This window comes from Clostridium folliculivorans, from assembly GCF_024341905.1.
GTDB classification, from domain to species: domain Bacteria; phylum Bacillota; class Clostridia; order Clostridiales; family Clostridiaceae; genus Clostridium_AR; species Clostridium_AR folliculivorans.
On sequence record NZ_BQXY01000002.1, the window covers coordinates 242,105 to 257,122 of the forward strand.

Genomic DNA, 15,018 nt, shown 5'->3' on the forward strand with positions numbered 1-15,018 from the left:
AAACCTCCTTAAAGTATTTGATTATGATTTTAGTTGAATAATATTCAACTAAAATTATAACATTTTCAATTTAATCACATATTTTTATAGTTTTATTGAGTATTGACATCTTATATATTACCATAATAATGGATTTTCAATAAATATCAAAATTATTAAAATTAATTAACTTAAAGAAAGGACTACTATTATGTTTGATATTACTACCTGTATAATTTTTTCGTTTTTACTTTCAATAATTATCGGAAGGCTAATCATACCTGCTCTAAAAAAAGAAAATATAGGACAGTACATAAGAGATGAACAGCCCAAGGCGCATCTAAAGAAGGCTGGAACACCAATCTTTGGAGGATTTATATTTATCATTTCAACGGTAGTTACTTCTGTTATTATGATAAAGGATTTTAACAATGAAGTAATGTTTGTAATATTATCATTTTTAATTTTTGGTACTATTGGGTTTTTAGATGATGTACTAAAAACCTTCAAAAAGAAGAATGAGGGGTTAAATGTACTTCAAAAGCTTATTCTCATATTGCTAGGAGCTAGCTACCTCATATATTTTGCTAATAAAAATTTAAATGTAAGTGATATATTAGTGATTCCGTTTACACTTAAAAACATTCATATTGGCATATTTTACATCCCGTTTATTTTATTTTTCTATACCTGTGTAACAAATGCTGTAAATCTAACTGATGGGCTAGACGGTTTAGCTGGCACAGTAACAATGCTCATAGCAATCTTCTTTACATCAGCTTGTCTTCTTTTTGATAAGAATTACTTAGCAATAGTTTGTAGTTCACTGTTTGCATCATTAATAGGTTTTTTAAGATTTAATATATTTCCAGCAAAAATAATTATGGGAGATACTGGTTCCTTAGCTTTAGGTGGTTTTGTTGCTTCTATAGCAATTGTACTTAAGTTGCCACTAATTATACCAATAGTAGGAGGAGTATATCTAATTGAAACGTTGACTACATTTATACAAATAATAGTATTCAAGATATCAGGAAAGAGAGTATTTAAGATGACTCCAATACATCATTCTTTTGAATTATCTGGATTTCATGAAACTAGAATTGTAACTATGTTTTCTCTTACTACGGCAGTTCTTTGTATCATTGGGTATTTATCTTTAATTAATATAATACAATTTTAATTATAGTATTGTACATTTAAAGGCTCATGACTTAAATGTAACTTTCTTACGCAGATCATTTTAAATATATTTGCCTGGTAAATTTTCCTCATATACATTCAGAAGGGCAGATGCGCAAAAAGGCTCAATAAGAAGATCACTTTAGCCACTTTTTTATTAGATGATGTTATACAATTTTCTATTTTAAAAGACATATAATTAAGATACAGTAGAATGTTCTTCTTGAAATAGAAGTTATATGATGGTATATTTTATGTATACTAGTGTATATACATCTGTAAAGGAATGGTGAATATCATGTCGGTGATTGAAGAAATCCAAGTTTTAAAAAGAGAAAAAAATGCAATAATACTTGCGCACTATTATCAGAGACCAGAAGTACAAGAAATTGCTGATTATATAGGAGATTCGTATTACTTAAGTAAAATAGCTAAAGATTCTGATCAAAACACCATAGTATTTTGTGGTGTTAAATTTATGGCTGAAAGCGCTAAAATACTATCGCCTCACAAGAAGGTGCTTCTGCCAGCATTAGATGCGGGCTGCCCTATGGCAGATATGGCCACTGCTGAAAAAGTACTTGAGTATAAAAGCAAGTACCCTAAGGCTGCTGTAGTGTGTTATATAAATTCTTCTGCAGAAGTAAAAGCTGTAAGTGATATATGTTGTACTTCATCCAATGCATTAAAGATAGTTAATTCAATTGACAATGAACAGATTATATTTTTACCTGATAAGAACTTAGCCTCCTATATTCAAGAGAAGGTGCCAAATAAAGAAATAATACCTTGGCCTGGCTTCTGTATTACTCACAAAAGAATTCAAGAGGAAGAAATTCTTACTGCAAAGGAAGCAATTGAAGATTTATTAATCTTAGCTCATCCTGAATGTGAAAAGGAAATAAGAGATCTTTCTGATTTTATAGGAAGCACCTCAGAAATAATAGATTATGCAACTTCAAGCAATAATAAGAACTTTTTAATAGCCACTGAAGAAGGAGTCATTCATGAACTAAAAAAGAGAAATCCTAATAAAAAATTCTTCACTCCGAGAGGAGGATTAATGTGTATTAATATGAAAAAAACTTCTATAAATGATGTAAGAGATGCATTACTTTTTGAAAAGAATGAAATTTTACTTGATGAAGAATTAAGAATTAATGCCTTTGACTGCCTGATGAGGATGCATACAGTTTAAGAAGATTTATAAAATTTAAACAGTATTTTTCTATTTCTAAAGTTTTATTTTGAAGGAAGGTTAGGGTATGATATTAAATACTGATGTTCTAATAATTGGTGCAGGAATTACAGGATTAAACTTTGCATTAAATTTAAGAGATGATCTTGATATAATTGTACTAGCTAAGAATAGTCTACAAGAATGTAATAGTTACCTAGCTCAAGGAGGTATTTCAGTACTTAGGAATGAAAATGATTATGAAGCTTATATAGGAGATACTTTATCTGCTGGTGGTTTTAAAAATAAAAGACAAGCAGTTGAAATATTAGTTAAAGAATCGAGAGCTGCAATAAAAAGGCTAGAGCAATTAGAAGTTCCTTTTAATAGAGATAAAAACGGTGAACTTATTTATACAAGAGAAGGGGCACATAGCATTAATAGAATAGTACACTGTGATGATAATACCGGTGAGCAGCTCCACAAAGTTTTGGAGAAGAAAGTTAGAGAAAAGACAAATGTAAAGCTCATAGAAAACTGTTTCTTCGCGGATTTATTGGCATCAAAAAATAGATGTGTTGGAGCTTTAGCAATTAACGAAGGTAAAGAGCTTAATATAATTGCTAAAACAACAATTATTGCTACTGGAGGAATAGGAGGATTATTTAAAAATTCAACTAATTTTCATTCTATCAGCGGCGACGGTATTGCAATAGCTATAAAAAACAATATCAAAGTGGAACACTTAAACTATATCCAGTTTCATCCTACATCCTTTTATGAAGATATAGAAGATAAAAGACGTCTTTTAATATCTGAAGCAGTGAGAGGAGAAGGTGGAAGGCTATTAAATAAAGAAGGTAGCCGTTTTGTTAATGAGCTTCTTCCTAGAGATAAGGTTACAGAAGCTATTATTAAGGAAGAACTTAAGTATAAAAGCAATCACGTATATCTAGATATAAGTTTTCTAGAAAAGGATTTTGTTTTAAAGAGGTTCCCTAACATTTATAAAAATTGTCTGGAAAGAGGAATAGATATAACAAAGGAACCTATTCCGGTAACACCTGCACAACATTATTTTATGGGTGGAATTAAGGTTGATATGTATTGTAGAACTTCCATGGAAAACCTTTATGCCGCGGGGGAAGTAAGTTCTACCGGTTTACATGGAGCTAATAGGTTAGCCAGTAATTCACTTCTTGAATCATTAGTTTTTTCAAATAGGGCTGTAGAATATATTAACAGGACAATTTCTCCTTATTCAGTAATTTTTAAAGAATTAATAAAGAAGAGTGATGGAGATAAAGATTATTATAATAATAGTCTATCTATTATATTGCAACAGGAAATAAAAAAGGTTAGAGGAGATATTATAAATGAATTGGTCGCTTTATGATGATATTTTTAAGAATGCAATTAAAGAAGATGCACCCTATGGTGATATAACCACAATGGCTATAACTAATGAATCTAAAACGTGCACTGCAGATTTAATAGTTAAAGATAATGGAGTAATAGCTGGGCTAGGTGTATTTAAAAGAATTTTTGAAATTCTAGGGCCTATTGAAATAGATTTTTATATAAAAGATGGCGAATCAGTAAAAAAGGGACAAGTAATTGCAAAGATTCATGGAAAGTCTGATGTTGTTCTAACAGGCGAAAGGGTGGCTTTAAATTTTCTTCAACGAATAAGTGGAATTGCCACTATAACAAAGCAATATGTTGATGAAATTAAAGAAACTGGTGCTAAACTTTTAGACACAAGAAAAACCACCCCAAACATGAGAGTGTTTGAAAAATATGCTGTAAAAGTTGGAGGAGGAATTAACCACAGACTAGGACTAAGCGACGGAGTACTCATAAAAGATAATCATATAGCTGCTGCAGGGGGAATAAATAACGCTGTTAATTTAGTAAAGAATGCCGTTCCCTTTGTGAGAAAAATAGAAGTAGAGGTTGAAGATTTGACTCAGCTACAAGAAGCCTTAGATGCAGGGGCAGATATAATAATGCTGGATAATATGAATATTGAAACTATGACGAAAGCAGTGCAGATAATAAATAAAAAAGCTTTAACTGAGGCCTCTGGTAATATAACTATAGAAAATATAAGAACAGTTGCTATGACTGGTGTGGATTATATCTCCTCTGGAACACTAACTCATTCATCAAATATTCTTGATTTAAGTCTTAAGAATTTGAAGCTTGAAGATTAGCTTTTTTAAAATTATTAATGAAAGAATAGCTGAAGTGATTTCCTTTAGTAAGTTTTTTTAAGCATCTACCTTTCCGATGTATATTAGGGAAATTTGGTATGCGAACAAGTTTTGTTTTATACTTTATTTTCTAAAAGGTTACTCTAAACACTTGAAATTACCAGGCTTAGCTAGCATTAAAGTTTTATACTTTCTCTACAGTAAAAAAGGCTTAACACCAATGACAGCTAATTGGTTTAAGCCTTTTTGCTATTTGTATATCATTTAATTAACTTACGACAACATAAAATTAAAAAAACTATGACAACTATTGGAATAAAAGCAAACATCAGATTAAGTCCTATGAAAACTAAAACTACTGTTCCAATTATAGCTCCAATTACTCCGAAAACAGCTCCAAAGACAAACTTTGTTAGACTTATAATTAGCCCAAATCCTAACACGAGTACCATTAAAATAAATCCTAAAATCATTTATATCACCATTCATTTAAATTTAGTTATAAATTATAGATTCTATTAAAAAAACTTAAGTTAGAACACTATTTTTTATAACCATCCATATATTATATTAGCATAACTGTTAATGTTATTATCGAAAATGACAGAAATTAAGGAAAATTTAAGAATAATAAGGCAGTAACATTCTAAGAGGTATTAGCATATATTAGGTTACAACAGTTTATTTTCATTTAATTTAATTAATAAACAAAAGAGAAGGTGTTATTTTGACATTTGGGAAAAATTATTTTAAACCTACTGAAGTTGTGAGTTTATCAAAAATCTTTTACGAGGCTGTTCAAGGAAAATATTATGTTGGACAAACGGATATAATCTGTTCAAATGGCCTAAATATATGGGGGGCTTTATTTAATCCATCTGATTCTGGAGTCAATATATTTGTAAACGTAATAACTTTTTCAAATTTGAGTGACAGTCCATTTTTAGGACAATTGTGGATTAACGGTGATTTTCCTGGAAAGGGTATTATATCTAACAAATTTACTTCAACTAATACGATTCCATGTTCTGAAACAATACCTAAAGGTAAAATAGTATATTCTAATGGTGTATGCGGATTTCCTCAAGGTGGCGTAAATATTTATGATAGAATAGTTCCGGTAGATACAACACTTGTCAGTGAGGAAGATGGAAAATTCTTAATCCCTCCAGGTGGGAATTTTGGTGTATTTGTTAAAGCAAAAGCAAGACAAGATATCAAAGCAATATTTGCCCTTGGATGGTGGGAAGAAAGTATAAAAGATTGTAAAGACTAATATTATTAGTAAATAAATACAAATCGTTTTGATTTTACTGTAAGCGGTGTAATTTTTGATTACATCGCTTTTGGTTAAAATATAATAAAGTTGAGTTATTTTGACTCATTTTTAAAAATTATATGTTGATAGTAAGTATATTAGTTTTTATGTAAAATATTTTTAATAATAAAATTAATTGAATGAAGTACTAGAATAAGTTACCTAAGTTTGATAAAATTGATTATTGTAAAAAACTTAGGGGGGCATACAAATGAATACAGACAGCCGTAAAAATTTAATACTCAATGGTAGCATGTATAAAGTGATTTTAACTTTATCACTGCCTATAATGATAAGTAATCTAATACAAACATTATATAATTTAGTTGATGGAATATGGGTTGGAAAACTAGGCTCTGTCCAGTTCGCAGCCACATCTTTTGTCTGGCCGGTTATTTTTCTGTTTATCTCGATAGGATCAGGAATTTCTATTGCAGGAACTTCTTTATTATCACAGCTAATTGGAGCATCAAAATACGAAAAAGCATCAAAATATGCCTCTCAGCTCATCGTAATTTCAGTTATATGCGCTGTTATTTTTTCAGCATTAGGATATTTAATTAGCCCAATAATAATAAAATTAATGGGAGCAAGTGGTGACTTAGCATATTATAGTAATATATTTTTGAAAATAACTTTCTTAGATATGCCTTTTACTTTTATATTCTTTAGCTTCAATGCAATAATGAATTCCCAAGGTAATACAATGATGTCTACAATATTAAGCGGATGTAGTGTAATATTGAACGTAATTCTAGATCCTATACTAATTTTTAATCTTAATCTAGGAATGGCAGGTGCTCCTGTTGCCACTTTAATTGCAAAGGCTGTTCTTGCATTTGTAGGTCTATATATACTTCATAAGTCTAAATCTGAAGTAAAACCTAATTTTAGAGATTTTAGGTTTGATATACGGTTAATAAAAAGAATTTTTAGAGTGGCTATTCCGTCTGCAATCGGACAATCTGGTTCTGCTTTAGGCTTTATAGTTCTTAATGGTTTTATAGCATCTTACGGCACAGCTACTATTGCTGCTTTTGGAATGGTAAATAGAATAACCTCCTTAATAATGCAACCAGCTATGGGAGTGGGAGCAGCCCTTACAGCTATTGTTGGACAAAACTTAGGTTCTGATAAAGTACACAGAGTAAAAGAAGCCTTTATAAAAGCTGTAAAGCTTACTATGACATTTTCAATAATAGGCGGCATTCTTATGGTATGGAAGGACGAGCCTATTATTAACTTTTTTATTCAATCTAAGGATGACCCTTCTGTTATAACTCAAGGTATAACATATTTAATATACATTTCGTTCTCAATGCCATTAATGGGGTTATTCAGTATTTACCAAGGCATATTTCAAGGGTCAGGGCATACTAGATATTCAATGAACATGGAAGTAGGAAGACTTTGGTTTGTGAGATTACCAATGATACTTCTGTTTAAATATATTACATCAGCTGGTCCTGTAGGAATATGGTTCTCTATGTCCTTTAGCAATTTGATTGTGTGTATATATGGGTATATTGTTTATAGGAAAGGGAAGTGGCAGAAAAAACAGGTTTAATTAAAGATTTGTGTAAAAATTTATTTTAAATAATTAAAGGTATTATAGGAAGAATCCTATAATACCTTTAATAGCTTTTCTATGTCATTTTTTACTTTTTCTGAACCAGAGTTGTCTATTATATGTATTCCTGGTACTTCAGGTTTTGAGAAGTCTTGTCCACTTACGTACTCATCCCAATTTTGAAGTTTCCAAGTATCTCTATCTGATGCTCTTTCAATCATTCTTTGGTGACATACTTCAATGTCACAATGAACCCATACTTGTACCAATTCAGCATCATAAGCTTTTAATTTTTCTTTTAAGTTGCTTATATATATTTCATCTCTAAATTCTTTAGCAAAAGGTGCGTTAACCATAACGTGAGAGTTAAATGGTAGCGCCTCAAAAGCAATATCCATTATTGCTTCATATTCAGCATTTCTTACATATTCCTTAAAGAAAGCAGAGTCTCTATTGTAAGGCTCATTTGCTGCTCTATATATCATTTTTGATAATGGAATTACAGTATCCTTGTCCAAATAAACTGGATTAGGAAGTCTTTTAGCTACTTCATTAGCCACATAAGTTTTTCCACATGCTGGTGGAGATCCTATTAACATTAAATATTTCTTCATTTGATCGCCTTCCTTATTTCAAATAATTAATAAATATAAAGTTGTATTAGTTAGTAGTGTTGGCTATACGTATGTTACTTAAGCAGAATGAACATACTCAAAGCCTCTTCTGTAAATCAAGAAGAGGCTTAATCTTTACAATAAGTTAGTATATTCATATAGCTACAAACACACTGTTGTTAATTATATCACAAATGTTATTATGATAAAATAACTTTTTAAGAAAATTACTTGTTGGTAATTTCCAACTTATCAAAAATATATTATAATTAACTTAATTTACAAAAAGCGAATAAAAATGAGGGTTAGATAATACAGCTAAAAAATTATATTTAATTATGACAAGGTATTAAATTATTTATTAATCCTATATTTGTTCAGGACTCCAAACTATATTATATCAATTAAAAGAAAAAGTAGAAGAAGATTGACAAAAATAAGATAATTATGAAAATCTAATTTTAGAGCGACTAAGGAGAACATATCATGAAATTAGTGTTGAGAGAAATTGAGAAAAGTTTTGATAAAAAAAAGGTTTTAAGAAATGTATCATTTGTTTTCGAAAAAGGAAAGATATATGGATTACTTGGGCGCAATGGTGCAGGTAAAACAACGCTTTTTAATTGTATAAGCGGAGATATGCAGTGTGATAATGGATCAGTGACTTTATATGATGAGAGTGACTGTGAACATGAGTTAGATTATTCTAATATAGGTTTTGTATTTTCACAGCCTTTATTACCAGAATTTTTAACAGGTTATGAGTTTTTGAAGTTTTTTATTGATATAAATATAAATAAGATATCAAATCTCCTTACAATTGATGAATATTTTAATATGATAAAAATTGATGAAGATGATCGGTATAGACTGATAAAAGGATATTCACACGGGATGAAAAATAAGATACAAATGCTTTGTTTTCTTATAACACGCCCTCAAATTATTCTACTAGATGAACCTCTAACTTCATTTGATGTAGTAGTTGCACTTCAGATAAAAAACTTATTAAAAGAAATTAAAACTGATCATATCATTATCTTTTCCACGCATATACTTCAAATTGCTACAGATTTATGCGATGAAATAGTAGTTTTAAACAATGGGGTTCTTGAAGAAGTAGATAACGATATTTTAAATAGCATCGATTTTGAAGATAGAATAATGGATATTTTGAAGGAGGAACGCGATGCTTAACACTTTTCTGGCTAGTTTTAAGATTTCCTTTATTCAAAATGCAAACTCTTTTATTTTCTTTTTAAAAAGGATACCTCTTTTTGGTAAGTTCTTCCCAGAAAAATTGTATAAAGCAACTGGACTTAAAGTGTTTTTTGCAATTTTAAGTACAGTATTTAAGATTATAGGAGGCTTATTTAAGACATTGCTCTACTTTGGAATAATATTGATACTGCCGGCATTTGTTATTTCAAGATATTCAGATAACTTTTATGGAGTCTTTCTTAATATATTCTTTTTTATGAGTTTTGTTCTAAGTGTATTTATGAATAGTTCCATATTCAATTTTAACAATAAAGAAGCTTATGATATGATAAATTTAATGAGATGTGATGCAAAAGAGTACTTTATTATCTTTATGTTATATGAAAAGTTTCTTGTTTTTATATATTCAATTTTACCAATGATAATTATCGGTTCAATATTTAATCGACCTATATCTCAAACATTATTAATACTGATTGAAATTATAATATTGAAGTTTTTTGGAGAAGCCGTTCAAGTGCTTTTTTTTGAAAAGAAAGGAAATGTTATTGCTAAAAATAGCAAAATCATTTTACCAGCAATAATAGGTTGCTTATTATTTGCATATGGTTTACCTCTATTAAAATTCATTTTGAACCTGGAGATTATATTAACAAATATATTCATACAGGCTGCTATATTAATTATAGGATGTTTTTCTATTATATATTTATTCACATATAGAAGATATAAGAATATAGCAAGAACCGTCCTGGTGAAAGATGGCATTTTTAATTCAGAAGCCTTTAGTGCAAGTGTAACTTTTGCAACTGTTGAGTTAGATGAAAAAAAGCTAGGCAAGGACTTGCTTGATACTAGTAAATTTAACAATAAAAAAGGGTATGATTATTTAGATTCTATATTTTTTTATCGTCACAGGAAAATGATAATAAATCCAATTAAATATCGTGTTTTAGTTATTTTAGCTGTAACTTTATTTTTTATAGCATTATCAATTTTTTTCCCTAGTAGCAAACTTGCAATGATTGAAATAATAGGAAGAAGTCAACCACTTATGGTTTTTATTATGTATTCAATTTCTACGGGCGAAAGAGTATGCAAAGCTATGTTTCACAACTGTGATGTAAGTCTTTTAAGTTACAAGTTTTATAGAGATAGTAAATCTATATTGAGTAATTTTACGTACAGAGCTAACGTAATTATATTATTAAATTTGATTCCAGCTGTAACTTTAATCTTTGCACTTATTATCTTAATATTTTTATGTAATCATAATCAAGACATAGTATCAATGGTTCCATTCTTTCTTTCCATACTATGCTTATCCTGCTTTTTTTCCATTCACCATCTATTGATGTACTATGTATTACAACCATATACTTCAGAACTTACAGTAAAAAGCCCGCTTTTTAGAATAAGTAATGGTATAATATACTTTATTAGCTATTTTTGTTTAAATTTAAAGACAAGCACTGCTAATTTTACATTAGGAATTCTTTTTGTAACTATTATTTACTCAATAATAGCACTAGTTTTAATATACAAACTTTCACCTAAGACTTTCAAATTAAGGTGAGATATCTTTTTTTATTATAGATGTACCACTTCGAACCGAAATCTATTTTTAAAACTCTCACGGCTTCTGGTGAGAGAATTTAAAAATAATAAGTTTTATTACGAATTGGTACATCCATAGTAAAATTTGTTTTTCATCACTATGTGAATATAGATAAAATTAATATATTCATAAAATTATATAAAAAGGAGAATATTTATGTTTAGAGAAATGAGAAGAAAAGACAGAGAAATAGATGAAACAGAAGTAATAGAGATCTTAGAAAATGGGGAATACGGTATCTTAGCCACACTATCAGAAAATGGATACCCAGTAGCGTTACCTTTAAGTTATATATATTTTGATAATTACATATACTTCCACAGTGCAACAGAAGGAGAGAAACTTGATAACATAGAAAAAAATAGCAACGTATCTTTTTGTGTTGTTTTGGATACTGAAGTTCTTCCAGATAAATTTAGTACAAGATTTAAAAGTGTAGTTGCGTATGGACATGCATCAGAGGTAAATGGAGATATGAAGGATAAGGTTTTATATAAGCTTATCGAAAAATACTCCAAGGATTTTCTTGAACAAGGCAAAATATATATAGAAAAAGCCAAGGATAGAACAAAGGTAGTTGGTATTGAGATAGTTAAAGTTACAGGAAAAGCTAGAAGATAAATATAACGAAGGCTATAACACTATGTAGACAGTGTTATAGCCTTCGTTTTCCTTGAACTTGTATTAGGTTACATTTTGAAATGGCATTCTTGTTAAGAAACCTAAACTTTCTAAATAAGAAAATAACTTTTTTTATTCTCAAAATTTCATTATAATCTTTTATAGGACAGTTGGACCTTTTATAATGATTTAGGGGGAAAGTGAATGAAATATAAATTAATTGCAATAGATATGGATGGTACTTTTTTAAATGAGGAAAGGCAAATTACAGAAAGAAACCTTAAAGCAGTAAAAAAGGCTGTGGAGCTTGGCACTAAAGTGGTTATCTCATCTGGAAGAATCCCATCAGCTTTAAGATACATTATAAAAGATATGCCCAAAAATCAACCTATTATAGCTTGCAATGGAAGTATAATTCTTGATCATAACCATAACGAAATAGCCTATGGTGCAATGGACAATAATTCGTTAATCACTATGATTGATATACTAAGAAATGATTTTAAGGATACTTTTTTTAGCTTTTTTTCAGAGGATATTATTTATTCTGAAAAACTTCATCCATTTGCTGAAAAGTTTAATGAATACAATTTAACATTACCAGTTGAGTATAGGATGGAATTGAAAATGATACGAGATGCTAAAGATTTTATACTGGAATCTAATCCGAGGATATCTAAATTTGAGATCTACGATGATAACTCAAGTAATGTAAATGCAATAAGAGCTAGATTTGAAACCCTGTTTGACATTGAAATAGTTTCCTCTGGGTTAAATGGAATAGAAATTACTAATAAGGGATTAAGTAAGGGCAGTTCTCTAGAGGTTCTGGCTAAACATTACGGATATTCTCTTGAAGAGTGCATTGCGGTCGGAAACGATGAAAATGATATTGAAATGATTAAAAAGGCAGGACTTGGAATTGCTGTTTGTAACGCAAAAGATTATGTTAAATCAGTGGCAAACTATATAACTATTAGAGACAATGATCATGATGCAATCTCAGAAGTTATAGAAAAATTTGTTGTATAAATATCTTAAGATACATCTAAATAGGTTGTAAATTTTAAAAAAGGAAAAAAAAATTATAAATTAGTAAATAAATTCATTAATCTTTGCCAAAAATAAGCTAAATTACATTTTAGAAAGAAGGCAAAATTAATGAGTTTTTTTATTTCTATAGGATTTAATTTTATAATTTACTCTTTTCTTGGATGGATAATTGAAAACCTATACTGCTATCATCTGTTTAAGAGATTCCAAGAAGATGGTTTTTTATATGGGCCATATAAACCTATGTATGGTTTTGCTTTTTCTATTCTAGTTTTGCTTAATGACGTTATTCATAACAACATTATACTTGCATTGGTTATCTGCTTAATAATTCCTACAACTATAGAGTACTTAAGTGGCTATTATTTAAAAAAATTTTTTAATAAAACTTATTGGGATTATTCAAATGAACGAGCAAATTATAATGGATTAGTATGTGCAAAGTTTTCGTTCTATTGGATGATTTTGAGTTTATTAGGTATGTTTTTCATACATCCTATAATAAATAAGTTTTTTTTATTTTATAAAGATATCTCTTTTGTATTTATTATTTTAATACTTTTATCTATTTCAATGGATTTATTCATGACTATAGCAACATTATCTAAAGAAAATAAGCTCTTTAAAAAGTTTTAAGTATTCTATTTATAATAAATATATCCTTTCAAAGAAAAAAACGTAAGGTTAGAATATATATTAGAAATTACATATATAACTCCCTATTAATAAAAAGACATATAGTAATAAAAAAAGGGCAAAATATTTATGGATAAATAATTTTAAATTTAATAGGAGGGTGTTTTATGAGAAAAAAGTTTATAGTTATCAGCTGTTTTTTATCAGCTGTAGTTATGTTTACTGGATGTACAGCTACTAAAAAGAACACAACTGCGCAAAAACCTAACGGCACATATAGCGCACCAAATGACAATACTGCTGGAACAAATGATAATTCTGGTACAAAAGCGCCTCAAACTCAAACAGCTCCAAACACTCCACCTTCAACACAACCTGTTCCTAATCAGCAAGGTGGCGGAACACAATATAATACACCATCAACTGATCATACAAATGGAACAAATACCAATGGTTCAGGAACAAATAGCAATGGTTCTGGAACAAATAAAGCTCAACCTAACCAAAGTAGCACTGGTGTACAATATATGTCAACAATAGAAGCGGATATTTTGACATATACAAATCAGGAAAGACAAAAAGTTGGGTTAGCTCCATTTACTATAAATACAACAGCTGCTAAATATGCTAGAAGTAAGAGTGAAGAAATGATTAGACTTAATTATTTTGATCACAAATCACCAGTGAACGGTTATATATCTGATATTGCTCAAAGAGATAGTTGGAGATATTCATATATAGGCGAGAATATTTATACAATGAATTTTACAGGGCAAAGAGTAGAAGACGTAACAAGTGGTCAAAGTATTGTACAATCATGGATGAATTCACCAGGCCATAGAGCAAATATATTAAATAAAAACTATACACAAATAGGGATAGGTGTTACTTACGAGAACGGTAAGGTAATGGCAACTCAAATATTCTATACACCTTAACATAAAAAATCACTGAAGAGATCTCTTCAGTGATTTTTGTTCATATTTTTTTATTTTTGCAACATATAAATAAGCTGATCTAGTAGGCTTTTCGTCTTCTTAATATTATCAATATAATCTGCTACGTGAGTAGTATAATATAACAAGCCGGCATCAGTTATAGAATATATTTTCTTGCTTCTCTTATTGAGAAACTCATCACCTTCCCATTTACTTTTCACATAACCTCTAGTTTCCAAGTCATACAAAGTATCATAAACTGTGCTTGAGGATACTGGTAGTGGTAAATTATTATTTACAAAAGCTTCCCTAAAATCTTCTAAAATTCTATTACCAAAAACCTCTTTGCCTTTAGCTAATTCTTTTAATACATAAAAAATATATATCTGTTTTATGTTTACAACATTTCTTGGAGCAACCATCCTATTACGACTTTGCGACATAAAAACACCTCATTTCAATTATACTTATTATAAAACATATGTGCGCCTTTATCAATATAACCGTGTTCATGTGTAATATTTTATATTTTTTAGCTTGATAAGCTCTACAAAAAGCATAATTCAAAATAATATTAAAATTACTGTCAATTTATAACATAATTGAATACTATGTACTATACAAAAGAGATGGGGTGATTAACTTGTCAAGAAGACACGGATGTTGCTGTGGAGGAAATAATTGTTGTAGAAATAACTGTTGTGGTAATAACTGCTGTGGCAATGGATTCAATTACGGCCCAATGGGATGTGGCGCTGGATTTAATAATTGTGGCTGTGGCGGTGGTGGTTTTGGTGGTTACTACAACAACCCATTATTTTTATTATTATTGTTAGGTTCATTCCGCTGCTAGTAAAAGGCCATAGGCATTTCGC

16 protein-coding genes are annotated in these 15,018 nt (G+C 29.5%); 13 read left to right on the top strand and 3 right to left on the bottom strand.

Annotated features, from left to right (window positions below; translation table 11 throughout):
* Positions 1-190: 190 nt before the first annotated feature.
* The 4 genes from mraY to nadC all read left to right on the top strand — a co-directional run bounded on the left by mraY (position 191) and on the right by nadC (position 4,554).
* A complete protein-coding gene (gene mraY / locus OCU55_RS07460; protein WP_261851697.1) occupies positions 191-1,162 on the top strand; it encodes a phospho-N-acetylmuramoyl-pentapeptide-transferase in 972 nt (323 codons plus the stop codon).
* Positions 1,163-1,459: 297 nt separating this feature from the next.
* Entirely contained in the window at positions 1,460-2,359 is a 900-nt protein-coding gene (gene nadA / locus OCU55_RS07465) for a quinolinate synthase NadA (protein ID WP_261851698.1), read from the top strand.
* A 67-nt stretch (positions 2,360-2,426) separates the two neighbouring features.
* Positions 2,427-3,734, top strand: a complete 1,308-nt coding sequence (locus OCU55_RS07470; RefSeq protein ID WP_261851699.1) for an L-aspartate oxidase — start codon at positions 2,427-2,429, stop codon at positions 3,732-3,734.
* Positions 3,715-4,554 (top strand): carboxylating nicotinate-nucleotide diphosphorylase, encoded by an 840-nt coding sequence (nadC, locus tag OCU55_RS07475; protein WP_261851700.1) that lies wholly within the window; start codon positions 3,715-3,717, stop codon positions 4,552-4,554. The genes OCU55_RS07470 and nadC overlap by 20 nt, the downstream gene beginning before the upstream one ends.
* Positions 4,555-4,814: 260 nt before the next feature.
* Here the strand turns inward: nadC and OCU55_RS07480 are convergent, their stop codons facing one another.
* Positions 4,815-5,006, bottom strand: coding sequence for a hypothetical protein (locus OCU55_RS07480; protein ID WP_261851701.1), 192 nt, complete (start codon positions 5,004-5,006; stop codon positions 4,815-4,817).
* A 275-nt stretch (positions 5,007-5,281) separates the two neighbouring features.
* On the opposite strand from OCU55_RS07480, the gene OCU55_RS07485 reads away from it, so the two are divergent.
* Together OCU55_RS07485 and OCU55_RS07490 are read left to right on the top strand one after the other, a co-directional pair.
* Positions 5,282-5,830 (top strand): DUF6143 family protein, encoded by a 549-nt coding sequence (locus OCU55_RS07485; protein WP_261851702.1) that lies wholly within the window; start codon positions 5,282-5,284, stop codon positions 5,828-5,830.
* Positions 5,831-6,083: 253 nt separating this feature from the next.
* Positions 6,084-7,439, top strand: a complete 1,356-nt coding sequence (locus tag OCU55_RS07490; protein ID WP_261851703.1) for an MATE family efflux transporter — start codon at positions 6,084-6,086, stop codon at positions 7,437-7,439.
* A 56-nt stretch (positions 7,440-7,495) separates the two neighbouring features.
* Here the strand turns inward: OCU55_RS07490 and OCU55_RS07495 are convergent, their stop codons facing one another.
* Positions 7,496-8,056, bottom strand: coding sequence for a P-loop nucleotide/nucleoside kinase family protein (locus OCU55_RS07495; RefSeq protein WP_261851704.1), 561 nt, complete (start codon positions 8,054-8,056; stop codon positions 7,496-7,498).
* A gap of 486 nt (positions 8,057-8,542) precedes the next feature.
* Between OCU55_RS07495 and OCU55_RS07500 the strand changes: the two genes are divergently transcribed.
* The 6 genes from OCU55_RS07500 to OCU55_RS07525 all read left to right on the top strand — a co-directional run bounded on the left by OCU55_RS07500 (position 8,543) and on the right by OCU55_RS07525 (position 14,143).
* Positions 8,543-9,253, top strand: coding sequence for an ABC transporter ATP-binding protein (locus tag OCU55_RS07500; RefSeq protein ID WP_261851705.1), 711 nt, complete (start codon positions 8,543-8,545; stop codon positions 9,251-9,253).
* Positions 9,246-10,853, top strand: a complete 1,608-nt coding sequence (locus OCU55_RS07505) for a hypothetical protein (protein ID WP_261851706.1) — start codon at positions 9,246-9,248, stop codon at positions 10,851-10,853. The genes OCU55_RS07500 and OCU55_RS07505 overlap by 8 nt, the downstream gene beginning before the upstream one ends.
* A gap of 198 nt (positions 10,854-11,051) precedes the next feature.
* Complete coding sequence (locus tag OCU55_RS07510; protein ID WP_261851707.1) at positions 11,052-11,516, top strand: pyridoxamine 5'-phosphate oxidase family protein; 465 nt, start codon at positions 11,052-11,054, stop codon at positions 11,514-11,516.
* A 204-nt stretch (positions 11,517-11,720) separates the two neighbouring features.
* Positions 11,721-12,548: a Cof-type HAD-IIB family hydrolase gene (locus tag OCU55_RS07515; RefSeq protein WP_261851708.1), complete on the top strand. Its 828-nt coding sequence runs from the start codon at positions 11,721-11,723 to the stop codon at positions 12,546-12,548.
* A gap of 129 nt (positions 12,549-12,677) precedes the next feature.
* Positions 12,678-13,205 carry a putative ABC transporter permease gene (locus tag OCU55_RS07520; RefSeq protein WP_261851709.1) on the top strand — a complete coding sequence of 176 codons (528 nt, stop codon included), beginning with the start codon at positions 12,678-12,680 and terminating at the stop codon, positions 13,203-13,205.
* Positions 13,206-13,372: 167 nt separating this feature from the next.
* Positions 13,373-14,143 (top strand): CAP domain-containing protein, encoded by a 771-nt coding sequence (locus OCU55_RS07525; protein WP_261851710.1) that lies wholly within the window; start codon positions 13,373-13,375, stop codon positions 14,141-14,143.
* A gap of 50 nt (positions 14,144-14,193) precedes the next feature.
* Here OCU55_RS07525 and OCU55_RS07530 read toward each other — a convergent pair whose 3' ends face one another.
* Positions 14,194-14,586: a PadR family transcriptional regulator gene (locus tag OCU55_RS07530; RefSeq protein WP_183277349.1), complete on the bottom strand. Its 393-nt coding sequence runs from the start codon at positions 14,584-14,586 to the stop codon at positions 14,194-14,196.
* Positions 14,587-14,786: 200 nt separating this feature from the next.
* Here OCU55_RS07530 and OCU55_RS07535 point away from each other — a divergent pair, with 200 nt between their 5' ends.
* The gene (locus OCU55_RS07535) at positions 14,787-14,996 is read left to right on the top strand and encodes a hypothetical protein (protein ID WP_261851711.1); all 210 of its coding nucleotides are present in this window, start codon (positions 14,787-14,789) and stop codon (positions 14,994-14,996) included.
* Positions 14,997-15,018 lie beyond the last annotated feature (22 nt).